Here is a 20,203-nt window from a genome sequence, read left to right on the forward strand (position 1 = left end):
GTAGGAAATTTGAGAGGAGCTGTCCTTAGTACGAGAGGACCGGGATGGACTGACCTCTGGTGCACCAGTTGTTCCGCCAGGAGCATAGCTGGGTAGCTAAGTCGGGAAGGGATAAACGCTGAAAGCATCTAAGCGTGAAGCCCCCCCTCAAGATGAGATTTCCCATAGCATAAGCTAGTAAGACCCCTTGAAGAACACAAGGTTGATAGGTCAGAGGTGTAAGTGTGGTAACATATTTAGCTGACTGATACTAATAGGTCGAGGGCTTGACCAATAAAAATCGGCTTGAAACTAATTCATGTGCAATTTTCAGAGAACACTCTGAAATCTGGTGATGATGGCGTAGAGGAAACACTCCTTTCCATTCCGAACAGGAAAGTTAAGCTCTACAGCGTCGATGGTACTGCACGGGCGACTGTGTGGGAGAGTAGAACGTTGCCAGGTTATTTTTTATGGGGGTATAGCTCAGTTGGGAGAGCACTTGCCTTGCACGCAAGGGGTCAAGGGTTCGAATCCCTTTACCTCCACCAAGCTACGAAGTAATTCGTAGCTTTTTTTGTTTATAATAAAAATATATATAATTGATAATAAAAATATATAATGTTATTATTTCTATATAAAGTAAAGTTTATAAAAATGGCAAGGTGATTAAAATGGCTTTGTATAGAGTAAAACAATTCGTATGGGGATTTACTTCATTATTTAAGGAAATAGATTATGATTATATCAGTAAGTTCTTAAACGAGGATGAGATAAAAATATTCAATAAATTAAAGCATAATGATAAACATCATTGTATAAGAGTTTGTAAGGATTCAATAAAAATGAAAAAAGATTTAAATATAGATGTAGATACATATAAATTAGGGAAAGCGGCACTTTTACATGATGTTGGTAAAAGTAAAAAACATTTAAGCTTAATTGAGAAATCTTTAGTTGTATTATTAGATAAAGCAACTAAGGGAAGAATAAAAAAGTATAATAGCATAAAACAAATAGATATATATTATAATCATCCTAAAATAGGATTGGAAATGCTTAATAAATTTGATTATGATAAAGAATTTCTACAGGTTGTTAGGTATCATCATAATAAAGATAAAATCAAGGAAAATAAAATACTTAATATAATAAGTAAATGTGATGATAAAAATTAATAAAGAGGTGAATTTATGGGATCTATAGAAAGAAGAGAAGAAATTATGAAAATGCTAGTTGAAAGTAGTAGAGCAATTAAGGGAACGGAGCTTGCTTCTTTATTTAATGTTACTAGACAGATAATAGTTAAGGATATTGCTATATTAAGAGCTGCAGGTAAGAATATTATAGCTACTCCTGATGGATATATTTATAATAAAGATATCAACAAAGCAAAATCTATTATTGCTGTTAATCATGATAGTAGTAAGACTATTGAGGAACTAGAGATAGTAGTCAAATATGGTGGAATAATAGAAGATGTTATTATTGATCATCCTCTTTATGGTGAGATAAGAGGTAATTTAATGATAAAAAATTTAAATGATCTAAATAAGTTTGAAAATGAGTTCAAGGGAAAAAATGCAAAGCCTCTTTCAAACCTAACGAATGGAGTTCATCTTCATACAATAGCAGCAGATAGTGATGAAGAAATTAATGCTATAAAGAAAGAATTATTAGAAAAAGGATTTTTATTGTAGACTATGGGAGGATATGAGTTATGGATTATGATATTCTTATACTAGGCGGAGGAGTAATAGGGTGTTCAGTCGCTTATGAACTATCAAAATATAATTTTAATATAGCTCTAATAGAAAGAGATTATGATATAGCGGATGATATATCATTTGTAAACACATCAATAGTATATGATGGATCTGAAACATCAGATGATGTAATGGCAGGACTTGAGTATATAGGAAACTCAATTATGCTTGATACTTGTGAGAAGTTTAAAGTTCCATTTAAGAAAATTGGAGCTTTAAGGGTTGTGAGTGATGAAAATGGAGTTAAAAAGCTAGAAGAAATGTATGAAAGGGCAAAAAGAAGGGGAATAGACGGTGTATATTTAATAGATGATAAAGATGTATATGATATTGAACCCAATATAAACCCTAATATAAAAAAAGGTTTATATTCAGAAAACATAGGAATAGTTGCACCTTATGACTTAGCAATTGCTTATGCTGAAGTAGCAGCAGATAATGGTGTTAATTTTAGATTAGAAGAAGAAGTTTTAAATATACAGAACTTATCTAAGGGGTTTAGAGTAACAACTAATAAAAATAAGTTTACCTGCAAGGTTGTAATAAACACAATTCCTCATGAGATATATATAAGGGAAAATGGAAAGGTAGAAGATAAGGAATTAGAAAGTGAAGAAGAACACTTTAAAAATATGAGTTATTTATTAGTTGATGATAATTATAAAAATAAATTAAATAAAATAGTAATAGAAACTTTCGATAAGAATACATTCGTACTAAGTACACCAACAACTACAACAGGTTCATTAATAGGTATAAAGAGTACAGAAAAAACTAGCTTAGAAGACAACTTAATATATGCTAATAGTTTATTGAATAATTTGGAAAAAAATAATATAAATAATTTGTTTAGAGAAAGTTATAATAAGGATTCTATGCTAATAGATGATAGCGAAATAGATAAGGGATATATAAGAGTGACAGGTACTCATTATGGAAAGATTACAATAGCACCAGCAATTGCTAAAATGCTTTGTGATACAATTGCTAATAACTTAAATTGCACATTAAAAAAGAATTTCATAGATAAAAGAAGAGAAGTTTATAAGTTTAGGGAACTTGGAAGAAAAGAAGCTAATGAAATAATTGCATTGGACAATAGATACGGTAAGATTATATGTGTATGTAATAATATATCAGAAGGTGAAATAGTAGATTGTATAAGAAGGCCGTTAGGTGCAAGAACCGTAGAAGGTGTTAAAAGAAGAACTGGATCAGGATTTGGAAGTTGTCATGGATCTTATTGCTATGAAAAGATTGTAAATATACTTGCAAGGGAATTAGATAAAAAAATTACTGATATAGTTGATGATTCTAAAGATTCTAAAGTAATTTCAAGTAGAATAAAGGAGTTTGGAGATGTCTAGCTTAGAGAATAAAAGTGATAATAAGGATATATTTACATCAATAGTTAGAGTAAAGGGAAATGATAAGTATAGAGTTATTCCAGTTAAATCTAATAAAGAAGTAGATAAGAAAATGTGGATGGAATTATCTAAGGTATTAGCTAGGATATATGTTAGTGTTCCAATTAAATCAGGGGATTTAATATGTAAAAATATACTTAATACTGGAATTGATATTGTTTGTACAAGAGACATATATGATGAATAATTAAAATATAAAAGTATAATAATATATATAAATAACTTAGTAAAATATTGACATATATATTTTTTTATAATATATTAAAAATAATAAAATAAAACTGTTGAAGAGGCTAGTAATAACAATATTTATTTTAAGAGAGTCGATGGTTGGTGTAAATCGATAGTAAAATGTTATGAATCCACCTTGGAGGGACTGTGATGAGCAGTACGGCTTAAACCGTTAAATTTATTTAAGAGAATAGCATATTTTGCTATTAATTAGGGTGGCAACGCGGAATCTTTCGTCCCTTGTTTAGGGAAAAGGTTCTTTTTTTATGAAAAAAATTAATAAATATAAATTATTAGGAGGTATACATAATGTTAGATTTAAAATTTGTAAGAGAAAATCCAGAGATAGTTAAGAAAAATATAAAAAATAAGTTTCAAGATAGCAAACTTCCACTAGTAGATGAGGTAATAGAATTAGATAAAAAGCTTAGAGAAGCTAAACAACAAGCTGAGGCTTTAAGAGCTGATAGAAATAAGTTTTCAAAGCAGATTGGAGCTTTAATGGCTCAAGGAAAAAGAGAAGAAGCAGAAGAAATGAAAAGGAAGGTAACTGAAAATTCAGAGCGTTTATCTGAGTTAGAAGTTAAGGAAACTGAATTATCTGAAAGAGTTAACAATATAATGATGACTCTACCAAATATAATTGATCCAAGTGTTCCAATTGGAAAAGATGATAGCGAAAATGTAGAAGTTGAACGTTTTGGAGAGCCAAAGGTTCCAGATTTTGAAGTTCCATATCATACAGAAATAATGGAAAAGTTAAGTGGATTAGACTTAGATAGTGCTAGAAAAGTAGCAGGAAGTGGATTTTATTATTTAATGGGTAATGTTGCAAGGCTTCATTCAGCAATAATTTCATATGCTAGAGACTTTATGATAGATCGTGGATTTACTTATTGTATTCCTCCATACATGATTCGTAGTGAGGTTGTAACAGGTGTTATGAGTTTTGCTGAAATGGATGCTATGATGTACAAAATTGAAGGTGAAGATTTATATCTAATTGGAACAAGTGAACATTCTATGATAGGTAAGTACATAGATACTATATTACCTGAAGATTCATTACCACATACTTTAACAAGTTATTCTCCTTGTTTTAGAAAAGAAAAGGGAGCTCATGGAATAGAAGAAAGAGGAGTATATAGAATTCATCAATTTGAAAAGCAAGAGATGATAGTTGTATGTAAACCAGAAGAAAGTATGGATTGGTATGAAAAATTATGGGTAAATACTGTAGAGTTATTCCGTTCTTTAGATATACCAGTTAGAACTTTAGAATGCTGTTCAGGAGATTTAGCAGATTTAAAAGTTAAATCAGTAGATGTTGAAGCTTGGTCACCAAGACAAAAGAAATATTTTGAAGTAGGAAGTTGTTCAAATTTAGGAGATGCACAAGCTCGTCGTTTAAAGATTCGTGTAAATTCTAAAGATGGAAAATACTTTGCTCATACATTAAATAATACGGTTGTTGCACCACCAAGAATGTTAATAGCATTTTTAGAAAACAACTTAAATGAGGATGGGTCAGTAAATATTCCAACTGCACTTCAACCATACATGGGAAATATGAAGGTAATTAAGTAATTTTAATTTTAAAGACTAAATCTGCAGTGCTAGATTTAGTCTTAATTTATTATTATAAAGAATAAATTAAGTTATCATAGAATATATTATTTTTTAATATATTTAAGTTTTATAAAATTTATTATTTAGTTTAAAAATATATAAATTTATAATTGACAAAAAAGAAAGTCATTGCTATAATGATATTTGTCGTCAGACGAAGTATGGAGAGATGGTCGAGCTGGCTTAAGGCACCGGTCTTGAAAACCGGCGTACCTTTGCGGGTACCGTGGGTTCAAATCCCACTCTCTCCGCCAAAAATGCATCTAAGTTTTCTTAGATGCATTTTAAAATTTAATATATGTACCATTCAATTATAATGTTGTTCTAATAACTATTTATTAAATAATAAAAAAATTAAAATAATAATTGACAATATGTAGAGTGGTTGCTATAATAATACTTGTCGCAAGACAGAATATGGAGAGATGGTCGAGCTGGCTTAAGGCACCGGTCTTGAAAACCGGCGTACCTTTACGGGTACCGTGGGTTCAAATCCCACTCTCTCCGCCATAAAACTTCAATAGAAGGCACGTGGAGAAATACTCAAGTGGCTGAAGAGGCGCCCCTGCTAAGGGCGTAGGTCGGGTAACTGGCGCCCGGGTTCAAATCCCGGTTTCTCCGCCAGAAAGCATCTAACATTTGTTAGATGCTTTTTTTATTTCTATAAAAATATAAAACTTTAAAAAGGGGTTGTATAATATTTTTAGTGAAATAATAATTTGAAAGTAGATATATTTTATATATAAGATATACTATAATCTTATTAAGTAATTTTTAGGGGGAAGATAAAATGAAGGTTACAATTAAGGATGTAGCTAGAGAAGCGAATGTTGCAACGTCAACGGTTTCTAGGGTATTATCTAATAGCCATAAAATAAGTGATAAAACAAAAGAAAAGGTAAATGAGGCAATAAAGAAGTTAAATTATACTCCTAATATAATTGCAAGAGGACTTGCGAATAATAGAACAAGAATTTTAGCTGTAATACTTCCAAAGGAAGCTGAGGATATATTTTCAAATCCATTTTTTGTTCAGGCTATGAAGGGAATAAGTATATACGCTCAAAAAGAAAATTATTATATAATGTATGCCTTTAAACAAGAAGGAAAAGATGATAAGGAATGGTTTAAAAAATTTATAGATAGTAATTTAGTAGATGGAATATGCTTATTAAATTCTAAGGAAAAAGATGACACAATAAATTACCTAAATGATATAGAATTTCCTTTTGTAGTTATAGGGAGACCAGATGAAGTTAATAATGTATTATGGGTAGATAATAATAACGTAAAGGCTATGTATGATTTAGTTCAAATGTTAATAGACTATGGTCACAAGGAAATAGCTTTTATTGGAGCAAAAGCTAATTTAAATGTATCCAGAGATAGATTAAAAGGTTATAAGCAGGCATTAATTGATAATAGAATAGAGATAAAAAATAGTTTAATATATGAAGCTGAAGAATTTACACAAAGTAATGGAAGCTACGCTATAAATAAAATTTTAGATAGTAATAGACCAACTGCTGTAGTAGCAACAGATGACTTATTAGCTTTTGGAGCTCAAGAAACTTTAAATGAACTTGGAGTAAAGAATATGTCTATTGCAGGATTCAATAATATACCGATGTCAGAATATCAAAATCCTCCATTATCATCTGTAGATATTAATGCAGAAGAGTTAGGGTTTTATGCAACTAAGCTAATTATAGATAGATTAGAGGAAAAAAGTAGTAATAGAAATTCATATATAATAGATACTAAGCTAATAGAAAGAGAGTCAATAAAAAAGATTTAAATTCAAAAGTATATGCAATCGGTTGCATAAACTTTAAATACTAAAGAAAAATAAAGGTAATTTAAAATAATTAGAAATTTTGAAGGAAAATAAGCAATTAAATTATTGTAAACAATTTCTGAAAATGCTATACTATGTCTATCATAATAATGGAAATAAAATTTAATTTATATCTAGGGGGATGGAAATGGAAAAGAAATATGTAGTTGGTGTTGATTTAGGTGGAACTAAGATATACACTGCTCTAGTTGATTTAGAAGGGGCTATAGTAAAAGAAGTTACGGTAAAAACGGAAGCTCATAAGGGTGAAAATGTAGTTTTAGAAAAGTTATTAAATACAATAGATGATGTATTAGAGGAAATTGATATAAATGAGGTTAAGGCAATAGGGGTTGGATCTCCAGGACCATTAGATGTAGATAAGGGGTTAATAGTATATACTCCTAATTTACCATTTAAGAATTTTAATATAGTTCAACCTATAAAAGATAGATATAAATTAGATACTTACTTAGATAATGATGCAAATGTGGCAACATTAAGTGAATTTATGTTTGGCGCAGGTAAAGGAAGCAATAACATGGTTTTCATTACTGTAAGCACAGGAATAGGCGGAGGAGCCATAATAAATGGAAGTCTATTCAGAGGTAGTACATCAAATGCATTAGAAGTTGGACATACTACTGTTATGAAAGGCGGACCTAGATGTGGATGTGGTAATACTGGTTGTGCAGAGGCTGTTGCATCAGGAACTGCAATCATGAAAAGAGCAAAAGAGGCAGTGGAAAGCAAGGTAGAAACTGCATTAAAAGGTTATGAACAAGTAACTGCTAAGGAAGTATTTTTAGAGGCAGAAAAAGGAGATAAGGTTTCACAAGATATATTAAATGATGCATTATCTTACTTAGGAATAACTGTTGCGAATATAGCAAATACATTTGACCCTGATAAAATTGTTATTGGTGGTGGCGTAAGTGAAGCTGGAAGAATTGTATTTGATAAAATAGAAAATGAAATGGAAAGAAGATGTTTAAAGACAATTCATAATAACTGCAAAGTTGAAAAAGCTGTATTAGGTGGTAAGGCTGGAGTTTTAGGTGCAGCAGCACTAGCAATTTTAGAAAGCAAATAGAATATTGTGTACAGAAATATCTGTACACATATTTTACACCAGTTTGGGCAAACGATTGCATAATTTGAATAACAATGGAATAAATTAGACAACTATTGCATAAATTAAATTTATTAGATAAGGATTGCATAAATTATATTTAGTTAAGTTGGAGGACTATATGAAGCAGGTTTGGTGGAAAGAAGCGGTAGCATATCAAATATATCCAAGAAGTTTTATGGATTACAATAATGATGGTATAGGAGATTTAAAGGGGATAATATCAAAACTAGATTACCTAAAGGACTTAGGGATAGATGTTATTTGGATTTGTCCTATGTACAAGTCTCCTAATGATGATAATGGTTATGATATAAGTGATTATCAAGATATAATGACCGATTTCGGGACTATGGAAGATTTTAATGAATTATTAGCAGAAACTCATAAAAGAGAAATGAAGTTGATAATAGATTTAGTAATAAATCATACTAGTGATGAACATAAATGGTTTATAGAATCAAAATCAGCTAAAGATAATCCTAAAAGGGATTGGTATATATGGAGAAAAGGAAGAAATAATGCAGAGCCTAACAATTGGGAAAGTATTTTTAAGGGATCCGCATGGGAATATGATAAAAATACTGATGAATATTTCTTACACTTATTTACCAAAAGGCAGCCAGATTTAAATTGGGAAAATGAAGATTTAAGAAAAGAAATATATAAAATGATAAATTGGTGGCTCGATAAAGGAATAGATGGATTTAGAATAGATGCTATAAGTCATATTAAGAAGGATACAGAATTTAGTGATATGCCAAATATAGAAAATAAACAATATGTAAGCTGCTTTGAAAAGCACATGAATGTTGAAGGGATACATGATTTTTTAGATGAATTAACTGAAAATACATTTTCAAAATATGATGTTATGACAGTAGCTGAAGCAAATGGAGTTAGTGCTGAAGATGCAGAAGAATGGGTAGGAGAAGAAAAAGGCAAATTCAATATGGTATTTCAATTTGAACATCTAGATTTATGGAATAATGAGGATAATCAAAGCTTCAATGTAAAGGAGTGCAAAGAGGTTTTAACTAGGTGGCAAGAAGGGTTAAATAATAGAGGTTGGAATGCATTATTTATAGAAAATCATGATATTCCAAGAGTAGTGTCAACATGGGGAGATGATAAAGAATATTGGAAAGAAAGTGCAACAGCTTTAGGATTAATGTACTTTATGCAACAAGGAACTCCGTTTATATATCAAGGTCAAGAAATTGGAATGACAAATGTAAAGTATTCATCTGTAGATAAATACGATGATGTTAAAAGTATAAATGTTTATAATGAAATGTTGGAAAATGGTTTTAGTAAAGAAGATTGCATGAAGCGTTTATGGGCTACATCTAGAGATAATTCTAGAACTCCAATGCAATGGAATAGTTCCATTAATTCAGGGTTTTCTAAACACAAACCTTGGATAGAAATTAATGATAATTTTAAAGATATAAATGTAGAGAAGCAAATCAATAATGAAGATTCAATATTGAATTTTTATAAAAAAATGATAAAGATAAGAAAAAGTAATAATGAACTTATATATGGTGAATATAAGTTAATATTAAAAAATGATGATAGTATTTATGCTTATATAAGAGAGTTAAATGATAAAAAGTTTATTATAATAACTAACTTAACAAATAAAACAGCAGAATACATTTATAAGGATGAAGTACTAAAATATAAAAATTTATTAATATCAAATTATAAAGTTTCAAAACATGATGATTTAAATACTTTAAATTTAAAACCATATGAAGCAAGAATGTACAAAATAAATTAATAATAATAGTAGTAAGGAGAGGTACAATAATGGGAAAAACAATGAAAAAGGGTAAGTTAATATCATTTGACTTTTGGCAAAAATTCGGTAAGGCTTTATTGGTTGTAGTAGCTGTAATGCCAGCAGCTGGACTTATGATATCTATTGGAAAATTGATAGGAATGTCAGTAGATATAGAATTAATAGATACAATTGCAAGGGTTATGGAGGATATAGGTTGGGCCATAATTGGAAACCTTCATGTATTATTTGCAGTTGCTATCGGGGGCTCATGGGCTAAGGAAAGAGCAGGAGGTGCTTTTGCCGGATTGTTATCATTCATATTAATTAATCGTATTACAGGAGCTATATTTGGAGTAGGATCAGATATGTTATCTGATGCAACAGCAACAGTAAACTCATTATTTGGTTCAAAGCTTGTTGTAGCTAATTATTTTACTGATATATTAGGTGCTCCAGCATTAAATATGGGGGTGTTTGTGGGAATAATTGCAGGTTTCTTGGGTGCAGCTTTATACAATAAATATTATAATTATAATAAGTTACCTAAAGCATTAGATTTCTTTAATGGAAAAAGGTTTGTTCCTTTTGTAGTTATTTTAGGATCAGTAGTAGCTGCTATATTACTATCAATTGTTTGGCCATTTATACAAGGAGCTTTAAATGGATTTGGAGTTTGGTTAGCAGAATCAAAGGATACAGCACCAGTTTTAGCACCTTTTGTATATGGAGCATTAGAACGTTTGTTATTACCATTTGGATTACATCATATGTTAACAGTTCCAGTAAACTATACAGAACTTGGCGGAGTATATCAAATATTAACAGGTCCATCAGCAGGTACATTAGTAGCAGGTCAAGATCCATTGTGGTTAGCTTGGATAGGTGACTTAATAAATTTAAAAGATGCAGGTAATATTTTAGAGTATAATACATTATTAACCAGTATAGTTCCAGCAAGATTTAAAGCTGGCCAAGTTATTCTTTCAAGTGCATCATTATTAGGAATTGCATTTGCAATGTATAAGAATGTTGAACCAGACAAGAAGAGCAAATATAAAACAGTATTCTTATCAGCAGGTTTAGCAGTATTTTTAACAGGTGTTACAGAACCAATAGAATTTATGTTTATGTTTATATCACCAATATTATATGTAGTATATGCTTTAATCACAGGTATAGGTTTTGCTTTAGCAGATCTTTTCCAATTAAGAGTTCATGCATTTGGATTTATAGAATTCTTAACAAGAACTCCAATGATGGTTCATGCAGGATTAATAAGAGATATAATTAATTTTATAATTACATGCTTAGTGTTCTTTGGATTAAATTATGGAATATTCAATGTACTAATTAAAAAATTCAATATTCCAACACCAGGGCGTAACGGAAACTATATAGACTCAGAAAGTGAAGATGCATTAGCACCTTCTGCTAAGAATGATCCAAGTACAGCAAATGATTTACAAGCTCTTAAGATAATATCATTATTAGGAGAAAAAGATAATATAGAAGATATAGATGCATGTATGACAAGATTAAGAGTTACTGTTAAAGATATAGCCTTAGTAGCTGACGAAAAGGAATGGAAGAAGAATGGAGCTTTAGGACTTATATTAAGAGATAAGGGAGTTCAGGCTATATATGGTCCAAAAGCAGATGTATTAAAATCAAATATACAAGATATATTAGGAGTTTAGAATGAAATTACTAACACTTAATTGCCATTCATGGATGGAAGAAAATCAATTAGAAAAAATAAAGTACTTAGCAGAAATAATAAATGAAAAGCAATATGATGTTATATCATTTCAAGAAGTAAGTCAAAGTATAGAAAAATCTGTAGTTAGTGGGGATATAAAAGAAGATAATTTCATTTATTTACTAAATAAAGAGCTTGAGAAGTTGGGAGAGTTCAATTATAAATATGTATGGGATTTTTCACATATAGGTTACGATATATATGAAGAGGGCTTATCTATACTGACTAGACATGAAATTGAAGATGTAGAGTTATTTTATATAACAAAAAGTAGTGAAAAGACTTTTTATAAAAGTAGAAAAATAATTAAAGCTACTATAACTATAGATAATAAAAAGATTAATTTCTTCACATGCCACTTGGGTTGGTGGGATGATGAAGAAGAATCCTTTAAGTATCAAGTAGATAATCTTATGACTAAGGTTAATGGGATAAGTTTTGTTATGGGGGATATTAACAATAACGCATTAATTAGAAATGAGGGATATGATTATCTATTAAGTAAAGGATTAATTGATACTTATGATATTGCACTTGAAAAAGATAATGGTATAACTGTTCAAGGTGAAATTGCTGGATGGGAAGGGAAAACTGAAAATAAAAGATTAGATATAATATTTACTAATACAGATGTTAATGTAAAAAAATCTAATGTAATATTTAATGATATAAATAAAAGTATTATTTCAGATCACTATGGAGTAGAAGCAGATATAGATATTATGGATTAGAAGAAAAGAGCTCAATATTAAAAAGTGAGCTCTTTTTTTATTGTTCTCTTTTTTGCTTTTATAAATAGTTTTATAATTAAAGTATACAAAAATTAAAAGCATGGTATAAACTTTACTTAGGGAGATAGCAGTATGATATATGGAGAAAATATATATTTAAGAGATCCGGTAAGAGAAGACATAGATATTTTATATGACACTTGTGCAGACAAAGACGTACTTAAGTATAATGGTTTATCTACAGGGATTATGACTAAAGAATATATAAGGAGTCAATTTCATCATTTTACAAAGCCAAATAAAAAGGAAATGGTTATAGTAACAAAAGACAGTGATTTAATAGGATATGTTTATTATAAGGAAAATAGCTATACAAGAGACGTATATTCAATAGGTATAACTATTGGTAAGGAATATTGGGGAAATGGATATGGTAAGGATTCAATAAGAACATTATGTAAATATTTGTTTAACAATAGAAAGGCTCATAAGGTAGAATTAGAAGTTGTGAAGGAAAATATTAGAGCTATAAATTGCTATAAGAAATGTGGTTTTAAAGAAGAAGGAGTAAGAAGAAGCAAATATTATATTTGTGGTAAATATCTAGATACTATAGTTATGGGATTACTTAAAGAAGAATTTATTTAATACAAAGGGGAATAATTTAAGATAAAGTACTTTTAGGAGCGTGTTTATGGGAATAAGATTTATATTTGGAAGGGCAGGCACAGGGAAAAGCAGATTTTGCCTTGAACAAATAAAAAAGAAAATAGAAAATTATGATAATCAACATAAATTAGTTTTAATAGTTCCGGAGCAATATACTTTTGATACGGAAAAAAAATTCCTTGATATTGTAACAGAAAAGGGATTATTAAGAGGTGAAGTATTAAGCTTTAAGAGAATGGCGCATAGAGTATCAGAAGAATGTGGTGGACGAACAGAGCTTAGAATAAGTGATTCAGGAAGAAATATGCTTATTTATAAGCTATTAAAAGATAAAAGTGAAGAATTACAATACTTTAATAGAATGGCGAAGAAGCAAGGTTTCTCGTCAATAGTATCAAAAGTAATAACAGAATTTAAAAAATATAATATTTCCGGGGAAATATTAAGTTCAAAGGAAGATGAAATAAATGATGAAGAACTTAAGAAAAAAATAAGTGACTTAAAATTAATTTTTAATAGCTTTAATGAGATTCTTCATAAAAGATTCATAGACTCAGATGATGAGTTAACCTTTTTAGCTAAGAGGTTAAAGGATTGTAATATATATGATGATGCAGAAATATGGATAGATGAATTTACTACTTTTACACCTCAACAATTAGAGGTTATAAAAGTGCTTGCAAAGAAAGCGAAAGTTGTAAATATAACTTTATGTAGTGATTCTTTAAGTGGAGGTTCTGATATAGATTATACAGATATATTTGATGCTATAAAAAACACTGAGAACTCCATATTAAGAATTATGAAAGAAGGAAATATATCATACTTAGAACCTATTGATTTAAATAAGGGACAGTCGTATAGATTTTTAAATAATGAAGATTTACAACACTTAGAACGTCATTTTTTTACATATCCATTTAAAGAGTATAAAGGAAAAGCTAATAATGTAAGAATATATAAGGCAAATAATAGTTATGATGAAGTTGAGGTTGTAGCCAAGGATATATTAAGAATGGTTAGAGATAATGGTTATAGATTTAAGGATATAGCTGTGGTATGTAGAAATATAGATGAGTATGAAAAAATATCTACAGTTATTTTTAATGAATACAATATTCCATTTTTCATAGATAAAAAAAGAGAAATACTTAATAATCCATTAGTTGTAGTTATTATTTCATCTTTAGAAATATTAGCAAGCAATTGGTCTTATGAAAGTGTATTTAAATATTTAAAGAGTGGATTAGTAAATGTTGAAAGAGATTATATTGATATATTAGAAAATTATATATTAGCTAACGGAATCAAGGGATACAAGTGGACTAAAGATCTTTATGATAAAGAGAATATTTCTGAAGAGGAAAATACAATTATTGAAATTATGGAAGAAATACGATCTCCTTTAATGAAGTTACATAATAGAATAAAAGGAAAGAATAAAGTAAGGGATTTTGCAACAAATCTATATGAGTTTTTAAATGAACTAAATGTATTTAAAACATTAGAAGTATGGTTAGAAGAATTTAATTCATTAGGGCTTCAAGATAAGATAAAGGAATATATACAAGTTCCCGAGATGGTTATAGAAATTTTAGATCAAGTTGTAGAAGTATTGGGAGATGAGGTTTTAGATATAAAGGAATTTACTAAAATACTCATATCAGGATTTGAAGAAAGGGAGATAGGGGTAATTCCTATGTCTTTAGATCAAGTAAATATAGGTGATATATCAAGAGTTAAAGGTAGAGAAGTAAAAGCTTTATATTTAATAGGAGTAAATGATGGGGTGTTACCAGCTGCGAATAAGGAAGAAGGAATTATAAGTGATAGAGAAAGAGAGTTATTAAGGAATATAGGAATAAGATTAGCTTCAGACACTAAAATCAGAGCTTTCGAAGAGCAATTTATTGTTTATACAGCATTAACTATTCCTTCAGAGTATTTAATGGTAACTTTCCCTATGGCAGATTTTGAAGGGAAGTCGCTAAGACCATCTATAATTATTCCAAGGCTTAAAAAAGTTTTACCAAATGTAGTAGAGGAAAGTGAAATTTATAATATAAGAGATAGAAGAGATAAGTTTAATAAAATAACAGCTCCTACACCTACCTTTAATGAACTTATTTCAGCACTTAGAATGGAATTTGAAAAGGAAAATGTAGACGAATATTGGGCACAAGCTTTTAAATGGTTTGAAAATAATGAGGAGTTTAAAAATAAATCGAATAGAATGTTTAAGGGATTAACATATACTAATTTGGTTGAAAAAATTCCTAGGGAAAAAATAAAGAGATTATATCAATCAGAAAATAAAAAACTTATATTTAATGTATCTAGAATAGAAAAGTATGCTCAATGTCCTTTTTCTTATTATGTACAATATGGATTAAAGGCAAAGGATAGAAAAGTATATGAATTTTCTGCTCCAGATTTAGGATCATTTATGCATAATGTTCTAGATGATTTTACAAATACAGTTAGAAATGAAAAAATAGCATGGTCTGATTTGAATAGAGAAAGATGTAAGGTAATAGTTAATGAACTAGTTGATAAGAGATTAGAAAGTGATTCTAACTCAATATTAAATAGTACGAAGAAATATAAGTACTTTGCAGATAGATTCAAGAGAACTATAACTAAATCTGTTATGGTAATATCAGAACAAATGAGAAAAGGTAAGTTTGAGGTATTTAAGAATGAGTTTGCCTTTGGAGGATTTAGTGATGGAGAGCCAATTAAAATAGATTTACCATCAAATGAAACAGTATATTTAGTTGGAAGAGTAGATAGAATTGATACTTTAGATTTAGATGGTAACACATATATAAAGATAGTTGACTATAAATCAGGAGCTAAAAAATTCAATTTAACAGAAGTTTATTATGGTCTCCAAATACAGTTATTGGTTTACTTAGATGCCCTTATTAAAAACTCAAAATATATATTACAAAAGCAAGCAATGCCAGGAGCAATATTATATTTCAGGATTGATGATCCAATAATAAAGTCTAAAAAGCAACTTACTGAAGAAGAAATAAAAGATAATATATTAAAAGAATTAAAAATGAGTGGATTACTCCTTAAGGATATAAATGTTGTTAAGGCTATGGATAATGATATGGATTCATATTCATTAATAATACCAGCTGCAATAAAGAAAGATGGCAATTTTACATCAAGTAGTTCTGTAATAACAGAGGAACAATTTGATACATTAAGAAAATATGTTAATGATAAAATGTCCGAAATATGCGAGGAAATGTTAAGCGGAGAAATAAAAATAGAACCTTGCAAAAATAATAACACTGCATATTGTAGTTATTGTGATTATTCATCAGTATGTCAGTTTGATACATCAATAGAAAATAATAAGTATAGGGTAGTTTTAAAGAAGAGTAATGATGAAGCGTGGAAATTAATAAAAGATGAGGTAGAGAAGGGGGGGAACAACTAATTATGAGTGATACAAAATGGACAGAAGATCAGCTTAAGGCAATAACAACTAGAGGATGTAACTTACTTGTAGCTGCTGCAGCTGGTTCGGGAAAGACGGCTGTATTAGTAGAAAGAATTATAAGAATAATAACCAATGAAAATAATCCAGTAGATATAGATAGATTATTAGTTGTTACATTCACATCTGCAGCTGCGGCAGAAATGAGAGAAAGAATAGCAGCTGCAATATCAAGGTCTTTAGAAGCAAATCCTAATTCAAAAGTATTGCAAAGGCAATTAACTCTTTTGAGTAGAGCTAATATAACTACGATGCATTCATTTTGTTTAGATGTTATAAAAAATTATTATCATGTTATAGATTTAGATCCTACATTTAGAATTGCTGATGAAACAGAAAATACATTGTTAAAATTAGAAGTTATAAATGATATGTTTGAGGATTACTATGAAAGCGAAAATATAGGGTTTAGAAATCTAATAGAAGCATACAGTGGATCAAGAGATGATCAAAGGTTAAAAGATATAATACTAGATTTATATAGATTCTCAATGAGTGGTCCTTGGCCAGACAAATGGTTAGTTAATAATGCAGAAAGATTTAATATAGAAACTATAGATGATTTAAATAAAACCATATGGATAGATATATTAAAGGAAACTATAAAAATTGAAGTAACTGGATACATAAAAATGTTAGAAAAGGCTATAGGTATAATAAGGGATACTGAAGGCTTAGAACCATATGAAGTAACTTTTTTAGATGATTTGGATATGTTTATAAGGGTTGAAGAATCATTAAGCTTGGGAATAGAGGAACTATATTCTTCTATCAATAATATAAGCTTTTCTAGATTAAAGTCTGTTAAAAAAGATAAGGTTTCAGATGAAGAAAGCCTAGAGATAGTTAAGAGTATAAGAGATAGTATTAAAAAGAAAACATCAAAATTAATTGAAGATAGTTTTTCAATGACAGTAAATGATGCTTTAAATGGAATTAAAAATTCATATCCTTATATGAAAATGATAAGTCAGTTGACATTAGAATTTATAAATAGATTTAAGGAAAAGAAAAGAGAAAGAAATATACTAGATTTTAATGACTTAGAGCATTTATGTTTGAAAATACTTATAGAAAATGATGAAGAAGATAATATATGTCCATCTAGCGTTGCAAATGGCTTTAGAGAATACTTTGATGAAGTTTTAGTTGATGAATATCAAGATTCTAATAATGTTCAAGAAGCAATAATAGATTTAGTTTCTAGAAAAACATTAGAAAATCCGAATGTTTTTATGGTTGGAGATGTTAAGCAAAGTATTTATAGATTTAGGCAAGCAAAACCTGAATTGTTTTTAGATAAATATAACAGATATCCACTAGAAGATGGTGATTTAAATAGAAAAATACAATTATATAAGAACTTTAGAAGTAGAGAAGAAGTAATTAGTGGAGTAAATTATATATTTAAGGAAGTAATGTCTAAGACTGTAGGTGAACTTGAATATAATGACGATGAAGCTCTTAATCTTGGAGCTAACTACAAAGAAAATAATGATGAAAATACAATGATAGCAGGACCAATAGAACTTCATATTCTTGATAAGTCAGGAGAATATACTACTGAAGTAGAAGAATATGATGGTGAAGGTTTAGTAGAAGAGGAAGAAGATATTGATTCAATAGGACTAGAGGCAAGAATAGTTGCTAGAAGGATAAAAGAATTATTAAATCCAGATCCTAAAACAGGTAAAGTATTTAAAGTATTGGATAAGGAAACTGGAGAATATAGACCTTTAAAATATAAAGATATAGTTATATTATTAAGAGCAACTAGAAATTGGTCTGAAATATTTTTAGAAGAGATTGGCTCAGAAGGGATACCTGTTTATGCAGATACAGGAACAGGATATTTTGAAACTATAGAAATAAGAACAATGATGTCTTTATTAAAGGTTATAGATAATCCAATGCAAGATGTTCCTATGATTTCCGTATTAAGATCACCTTTAGTAAGTTTTAGCGCAGAAGAACTTGGAGATATAAGATTATTAGATAAAGAAAAATATTTTTATGAAATAATAAAAGGTGTTTCTGATGATGTATATGAAGTAAATGAGGAACTTAAAAATAAATGTAAGATATTTATAAATAACTTAGGAAAGTGGAGAAATAAATCAATTTATACTCCAATAGATGAATTTATTTGGTATCTTTACATGGATACGGCTTATTATGGTTATGTTGGGGCTATGCCAAATGGTAAGCTAAGACAAGCAAATTTAAAGATACTATTCCAAAGAGCAAAGCAGTTTGAGCAAACTAGCTTTAAAGGATTATTTAATTTCATTAACTTTATAAATAAGCTTAGGAATTCATCAGGAGATATGGGAAGTGCAAAAATACTTGGTGAAAATGAAGATGTTGTTAGAATAATGAGTATTCATAAAAGCAAGGGTCTAGAATTTCCAGTAGTATTTACATGTGGTTTTGGTAAGCAATTTAATCTAATGGATTTAAATAAATCCATTTTATATCATGATGACCTTGGACTAGGGCCAGATTATGTTGATTTAGAAAGAAGAAACTCATATAGTACATTAGCTAAAGAAGCAATAAAGAAAAAAATATTATTTGAGACTCTTTCAGAAGAAATGAGAATACTATACGTTGCATTTACAAGAGCAAAAGAAAAATTAATTATTACAGGGGCAACAAGAAACTTAGAAAAATCAATATCAAGATGGGTTTCATCAGCAGCTTTAGATGATGAAATTGTTCCAGCATCAGAGGTATTAAAGGGGAAAAGTTATTTAGATTGGATTGGAATGGCTATATGTAAGCATAGAGATGGAGAAGAACTAAGAAAATATATTGGAGCAAATAATAGTTCAATAATTAATGATTTTTCAACATGGAGGACACAAATGTGGACTAAAAATTTATTAGCTGTGGAAAAAAATGAAGTAGCTGTGGATGAAAATGAAGAAACAGATTTATTTATTAATTCAGATGTGGACCATATAGATAAAGAAATTGAAAGAAGATTAAATTATAAATATAAATATGATTTGGCAGGTAAATTACCTAGTAATGTTTCGGTTTCCGATTTAAAAAGATCTCTTTATAATAACGAAAATGATGATGTTATTACAGTAAATATTTTTAGTGATAAGGAAGTATTAAAGCCAAAGTTCTTACAAGAAAAAAGAGGTTTATCAGCATCAGAAAGAGGTACTATAGCACACTTTATAATGCAAAAATTAGATTTAAATAAAGTTAATACAAAAGAAGAAATAGATACTCAAATATATTCTATGAAGGATAAAAATTTACTTACTGAAGAAGAAATAAAAGCTGTACAAAAAATTAGTTTTATAAGCTTCTTTAAGAGTAATTTGGGAAAGAGGCTTCTAAATGCATTTAATACAGGGAAATTAGTTAAACGAGAATTACCTTTTTATACTGAAATAAGTAGCTTAAATATTGATAGTACTCTATCAGAAGAGGTATATGGAAATGAAAATGTTAGATTGCAAGGGATAATAGACTGTATATTTGAAGAGGAAGATAAAATTATTTTATTAGACTATAAAACTGATTATGTTGAACATGGCAAGGAAAGTGAGATTTTAGATAAGTATAAAATACAAATTAAGTACTATAAGGATGCTGTGGAAAAGATAACTGGAAAAGAAGTAAAGGAATGCTATCTATATTTATTTGGATTAAATAAAGAAGAAAAAATGAATTTATAGATTAATTCTATAAAGAATATAAAAAGTGGATTAATAAAT

General features: G+C 29.0%; 13 protein-coding genes, 4 tRNA genes, 1 rRNA gene and 2 other annotated features. All 18 genes read left to right on the forward strand.

Features of this window, described 5'->3' with window-relative positions; all coding sequences use genetic code 11:
• Positions 1-262: a sequence feature (23S ribosomal RNA rRNA prediction is too short), on the forward strand.
• A gap of 65 nt (positions 263-327) precedes the next feature.
• Positions 328-444 (forward strand): 5S ribosomal RNA (gene rrf / locus CSBG_RS16560).
• A 10-nt stretch (positions 445-454) separates the two neighbouring features.
• A tRNA-Ala gene (locus CSBG_RS16565) sits at positions 455-530 on the forward strand.
• A gap of 123 nt (positions 531-653) precedes the next feature.
• On the forward strand, positions 654-1,157 hold the full coding sequence (locus CSBG_RS16570) for an HDIG domain-containing metalloprotein (protein ID WP_008681347.1): 504 nt from the start codon (positions 654-656) through the stop codon (positions 1,155-1,157).
• Positions 1,158-1,172: 15 nt separating this feature from the next.
• Positions 1,173-1,679, forward strand: coding sequence for a transcription repressor NadR (locus CSBG_RS16575; RefSeq protein WP_008681348.1), 507 nt, complete (start codon positions 1,173-1,175; stop codon positions 1,677-1,679).
• 20 nt (positions 1,680-1,699) lie between these two features.
• Positions 1,700-3,112, forward strand: coding sequence for an FAD-dependent oxidoreductase (locus CSBG_RS16580; RefSeq protein ID WP_008681349.1), 1,413 nt, complete (start codon positions 1,700-1,702; stop codon positions 3,110-3,112).
• Positions 3,105-3,359 (forward strand): DUF1667 domain-containing protein, encoded by a 255-nt coding sequence (locus CSBG_RS16585; protein ID WP_008681350.1) that lies wholly within the window; start codon positions 3,105-3,107, stop codon positions 3,357-3,359. Before CSBG_RS16580 ends, CSBG_RS16585 begins: the two co-directional genes overlap by 8 nt.
• A gap of 88 nt (positions 3,360-3,447) precedes the next feature.
• Positions 3,448-3,647 (forward strand) — a binding site (T-box leader).
• 65 nt (positions 3,648-3,712) lie between these two features.
• A complete protein-coding gene (serS, locus tag CSBG_RS16590; protein ID WP_008681351.1) occupies positions 3,713-4,990 on the forward strand; it encodes a serine--tRNA ligase in 1,278 nt (425 codons plus the stop codon).
• Between the two features lie 205 nt (positions 4,991-5,195).
• Positions 5,196-5,286, forward strand: a tRNA-Ser gene (locus tag CSBG_RS16595).
• A 165-nt stretch (positions 5,287-5,451) separates the two neighbouring features.
• Positions 5,452-5,542, forward strand: a tRNA-Ser gene (locus CSBG_RS16600).
• A gap of 23 nt (positions 5,543-5,565) precedes the next feature.
• Positions 5,566-5,656: transfer RNA gene (locus CSBG_RS16605), tRNA-Ser, on the forward strand.
• Between the two features lie 166 nt (positions 5,657-5,822).
• The gene (locus CSBG_RS16610; protein WP_008681353.1) at positions 5,823-6,830 is read left to right on the forward strand and encodes a LacI family DNA-binding transcriptional regulator; all 1,008 of its coding nucleotides are present in this window, start codon (positions 5,823-5,825) and stop codon (positions 6,828-6,830) included.
• A 187-nt stretch (positions 6,831-7,017) separates the two neighbouring features.
• Positions 7,018-7,962: an ROK family protein gene (locus CSBG_RS16615; RefSeq protein WP_008681355.1), complete on the forward strand. Its 945-nt coding sequence runs from the start codon at positions 7,018-7,020 to the stop codon at positions 7,960-7,962.
• Between the two features lie 160 nt (positions 7,963-8,122).
• Entirely contained in the window at positions 8,123-9,787 is a 1,665-nt protein-coding gene (locus CSBG_RS16620) for an alpha-glucosidase (protein WP_008681357.1), read from the forward strand.
• A 41-nt stretch (positions 9,788-9,828) separates the two neighbouring features.
• Positions 9,829-11,487 carry a PTS transporter subunit IIBC gene (locus CSBG_RS16625; protein ID WP_035286159.1) on the forward strand — a complete coding sequence of 553 codons (1,659 nt, stop codon included), beginning with the start codon at positions 9,829-9,831 and terminating at the stop codon, positions 11,485-11,487.
• 1 nt (position 11,488) lies between these two features.
• Positions 11,489-12,280, forward strand: coding sequence for an endonuclease/exonuclease/phosphatase family protein (locus CSBG_RS16630; protein WP_008681361.1), 792 nt, complete (start codon positions 11,489-11,491; stop codon positions 12,278-12,280).
• A gap of 132 nt (positions 12,281-12,412) precedes the next feature.
• Positions 12,413-12,928 (forward strand): GNAT family protein, encoded by a 516-nt coding sequence (locus CSBG_RS16635; RefSeq protein WP_008681363.1) that lies wholly within the window; start codon positions 12,413-12,415, stop codon positions 12,926-12,928.
• Positions 12,929-12,974: 46 nt separating this feature from the next.
• The gene (addB, locus tag CSBG_RS16640) at positions 12,975-16,406 is read left to right on the forward strand and encodes a helicase-exonuclease AddAB subunit AddB (RefSeq protein WP_008681364.1); all 3,432 of its coding nucleotides are present in this window, start codon (positions 12,975-12,977) and stop codon (positions 16,404-16,406) included.
• Positions 16,407-16,408: 2 nt separating this feature from the next.
• Positions 16,409-20,164: a helicase-exonuclease AddAB subunit AddA gene (gene addA / locus CSBG_RS16645; RefSeq protein WP_008681366.1), complete on the forward strand. Its 3,756-nt coding sequence runs from the start codon at positions 16,409-16,411 to the stop codon at positions 20,162-20,164.
• The last annotated feature ends 39 nt before the right edge of the window (positions 20,165-20,203 follow it).

This window comes from Clostridium sp. 7_2_43FAA (assembly GCF_000158375.2).
Lineage (GTDB): Bacteria > Bacillota > Clostridia > Clostridiales > Clostridiaceae > Clostridium > Clostridium tertium.

Coding starts and splice junctions, on each gene's coding strand:
- CSBG_RS16570 (WP_008681347.1), top strand. CDS start 654: ATGGCTTTGTATAGAGTAAAACAATTCGTATGGGGATTTACTTCATTA.
- CSBG_RS16575 (WP_008681348.1), top strand. CDS start 1,173: ATGGGATCTATAGAAAGAAGAGAAGAAATTATGAAAATGCTAGTTGAA.
- addB (WP_008681364.1), top strand. CDS start 12,975: ATGGGAATAAGATTTATATTTGGAAGGGCAGGCACAGGGAAAAGCAGA.
- CSBG_RS16580 (WP_008681349.1), top strand. CDS start 1,700: ATGGATTATGATATTCTTATACTAGGCGGAGGAGTAATAGGGTGTTCA.
- CSBG_RS16635 (WP_008681363.1), top strand. CDS start 12,413: ATGATATATGGAGAAAATATATATTTAAGAGATCCGGTAAGAGAAGAC.
- serS (WP_008681351.1), top strand. CDS start 3,713: ATGTTAGATTTAAAATTTGTAAGAGAAAATCCAGAGATAGTTAAGAAA.
- CSBG_RS16625 (WP_035286159.1), top strand. CDS start 9,829: ATGAAAAAGGGTAAGTTAATATCATTTGACTTTTGGCAAAAATTCGGT.
- CSBG_RS16585 (WP_008681350.1), top strand. CDS start 3,105: ATGTCTAGCTTAGAGAATAAAAGTGATAATAAGGATATATTTACATCA.
- CSBG_RS16610 (WP_008681353.1), top strand. CDS start 5,823: ATGAAGGTTACAATTAAGGATGTAGCTAGAGAAGCGAATGTTGCAACG.
- CSBG_RS16630 (WP_008681361.1), top strand. CDS start 11,489: ATGAAATTACTAACACTTAATTGCCATTCATGGATGGAAGAAAATCAA.
- addA (WP_008681366.1), top strand. CDS start 16,409: ATGAGTGATACAAAATGGACAGAAGATCAGCTTAAGGCAATAACAACT.
- CSBG_RS16615 (WP_008681355.1), top strand. CDS start 7,018: ATGGAAAAGAAATATGTAGTTGGTGTTGATTTAGGTGGAACTAAGATA.
- CSBG_RS16620 (WP_008681357.1), top strand. CDS start 8,123: ATGAAGCAGGTTTGGTGGAAAGAAGCGGTAGCATATCAAATATATCCA.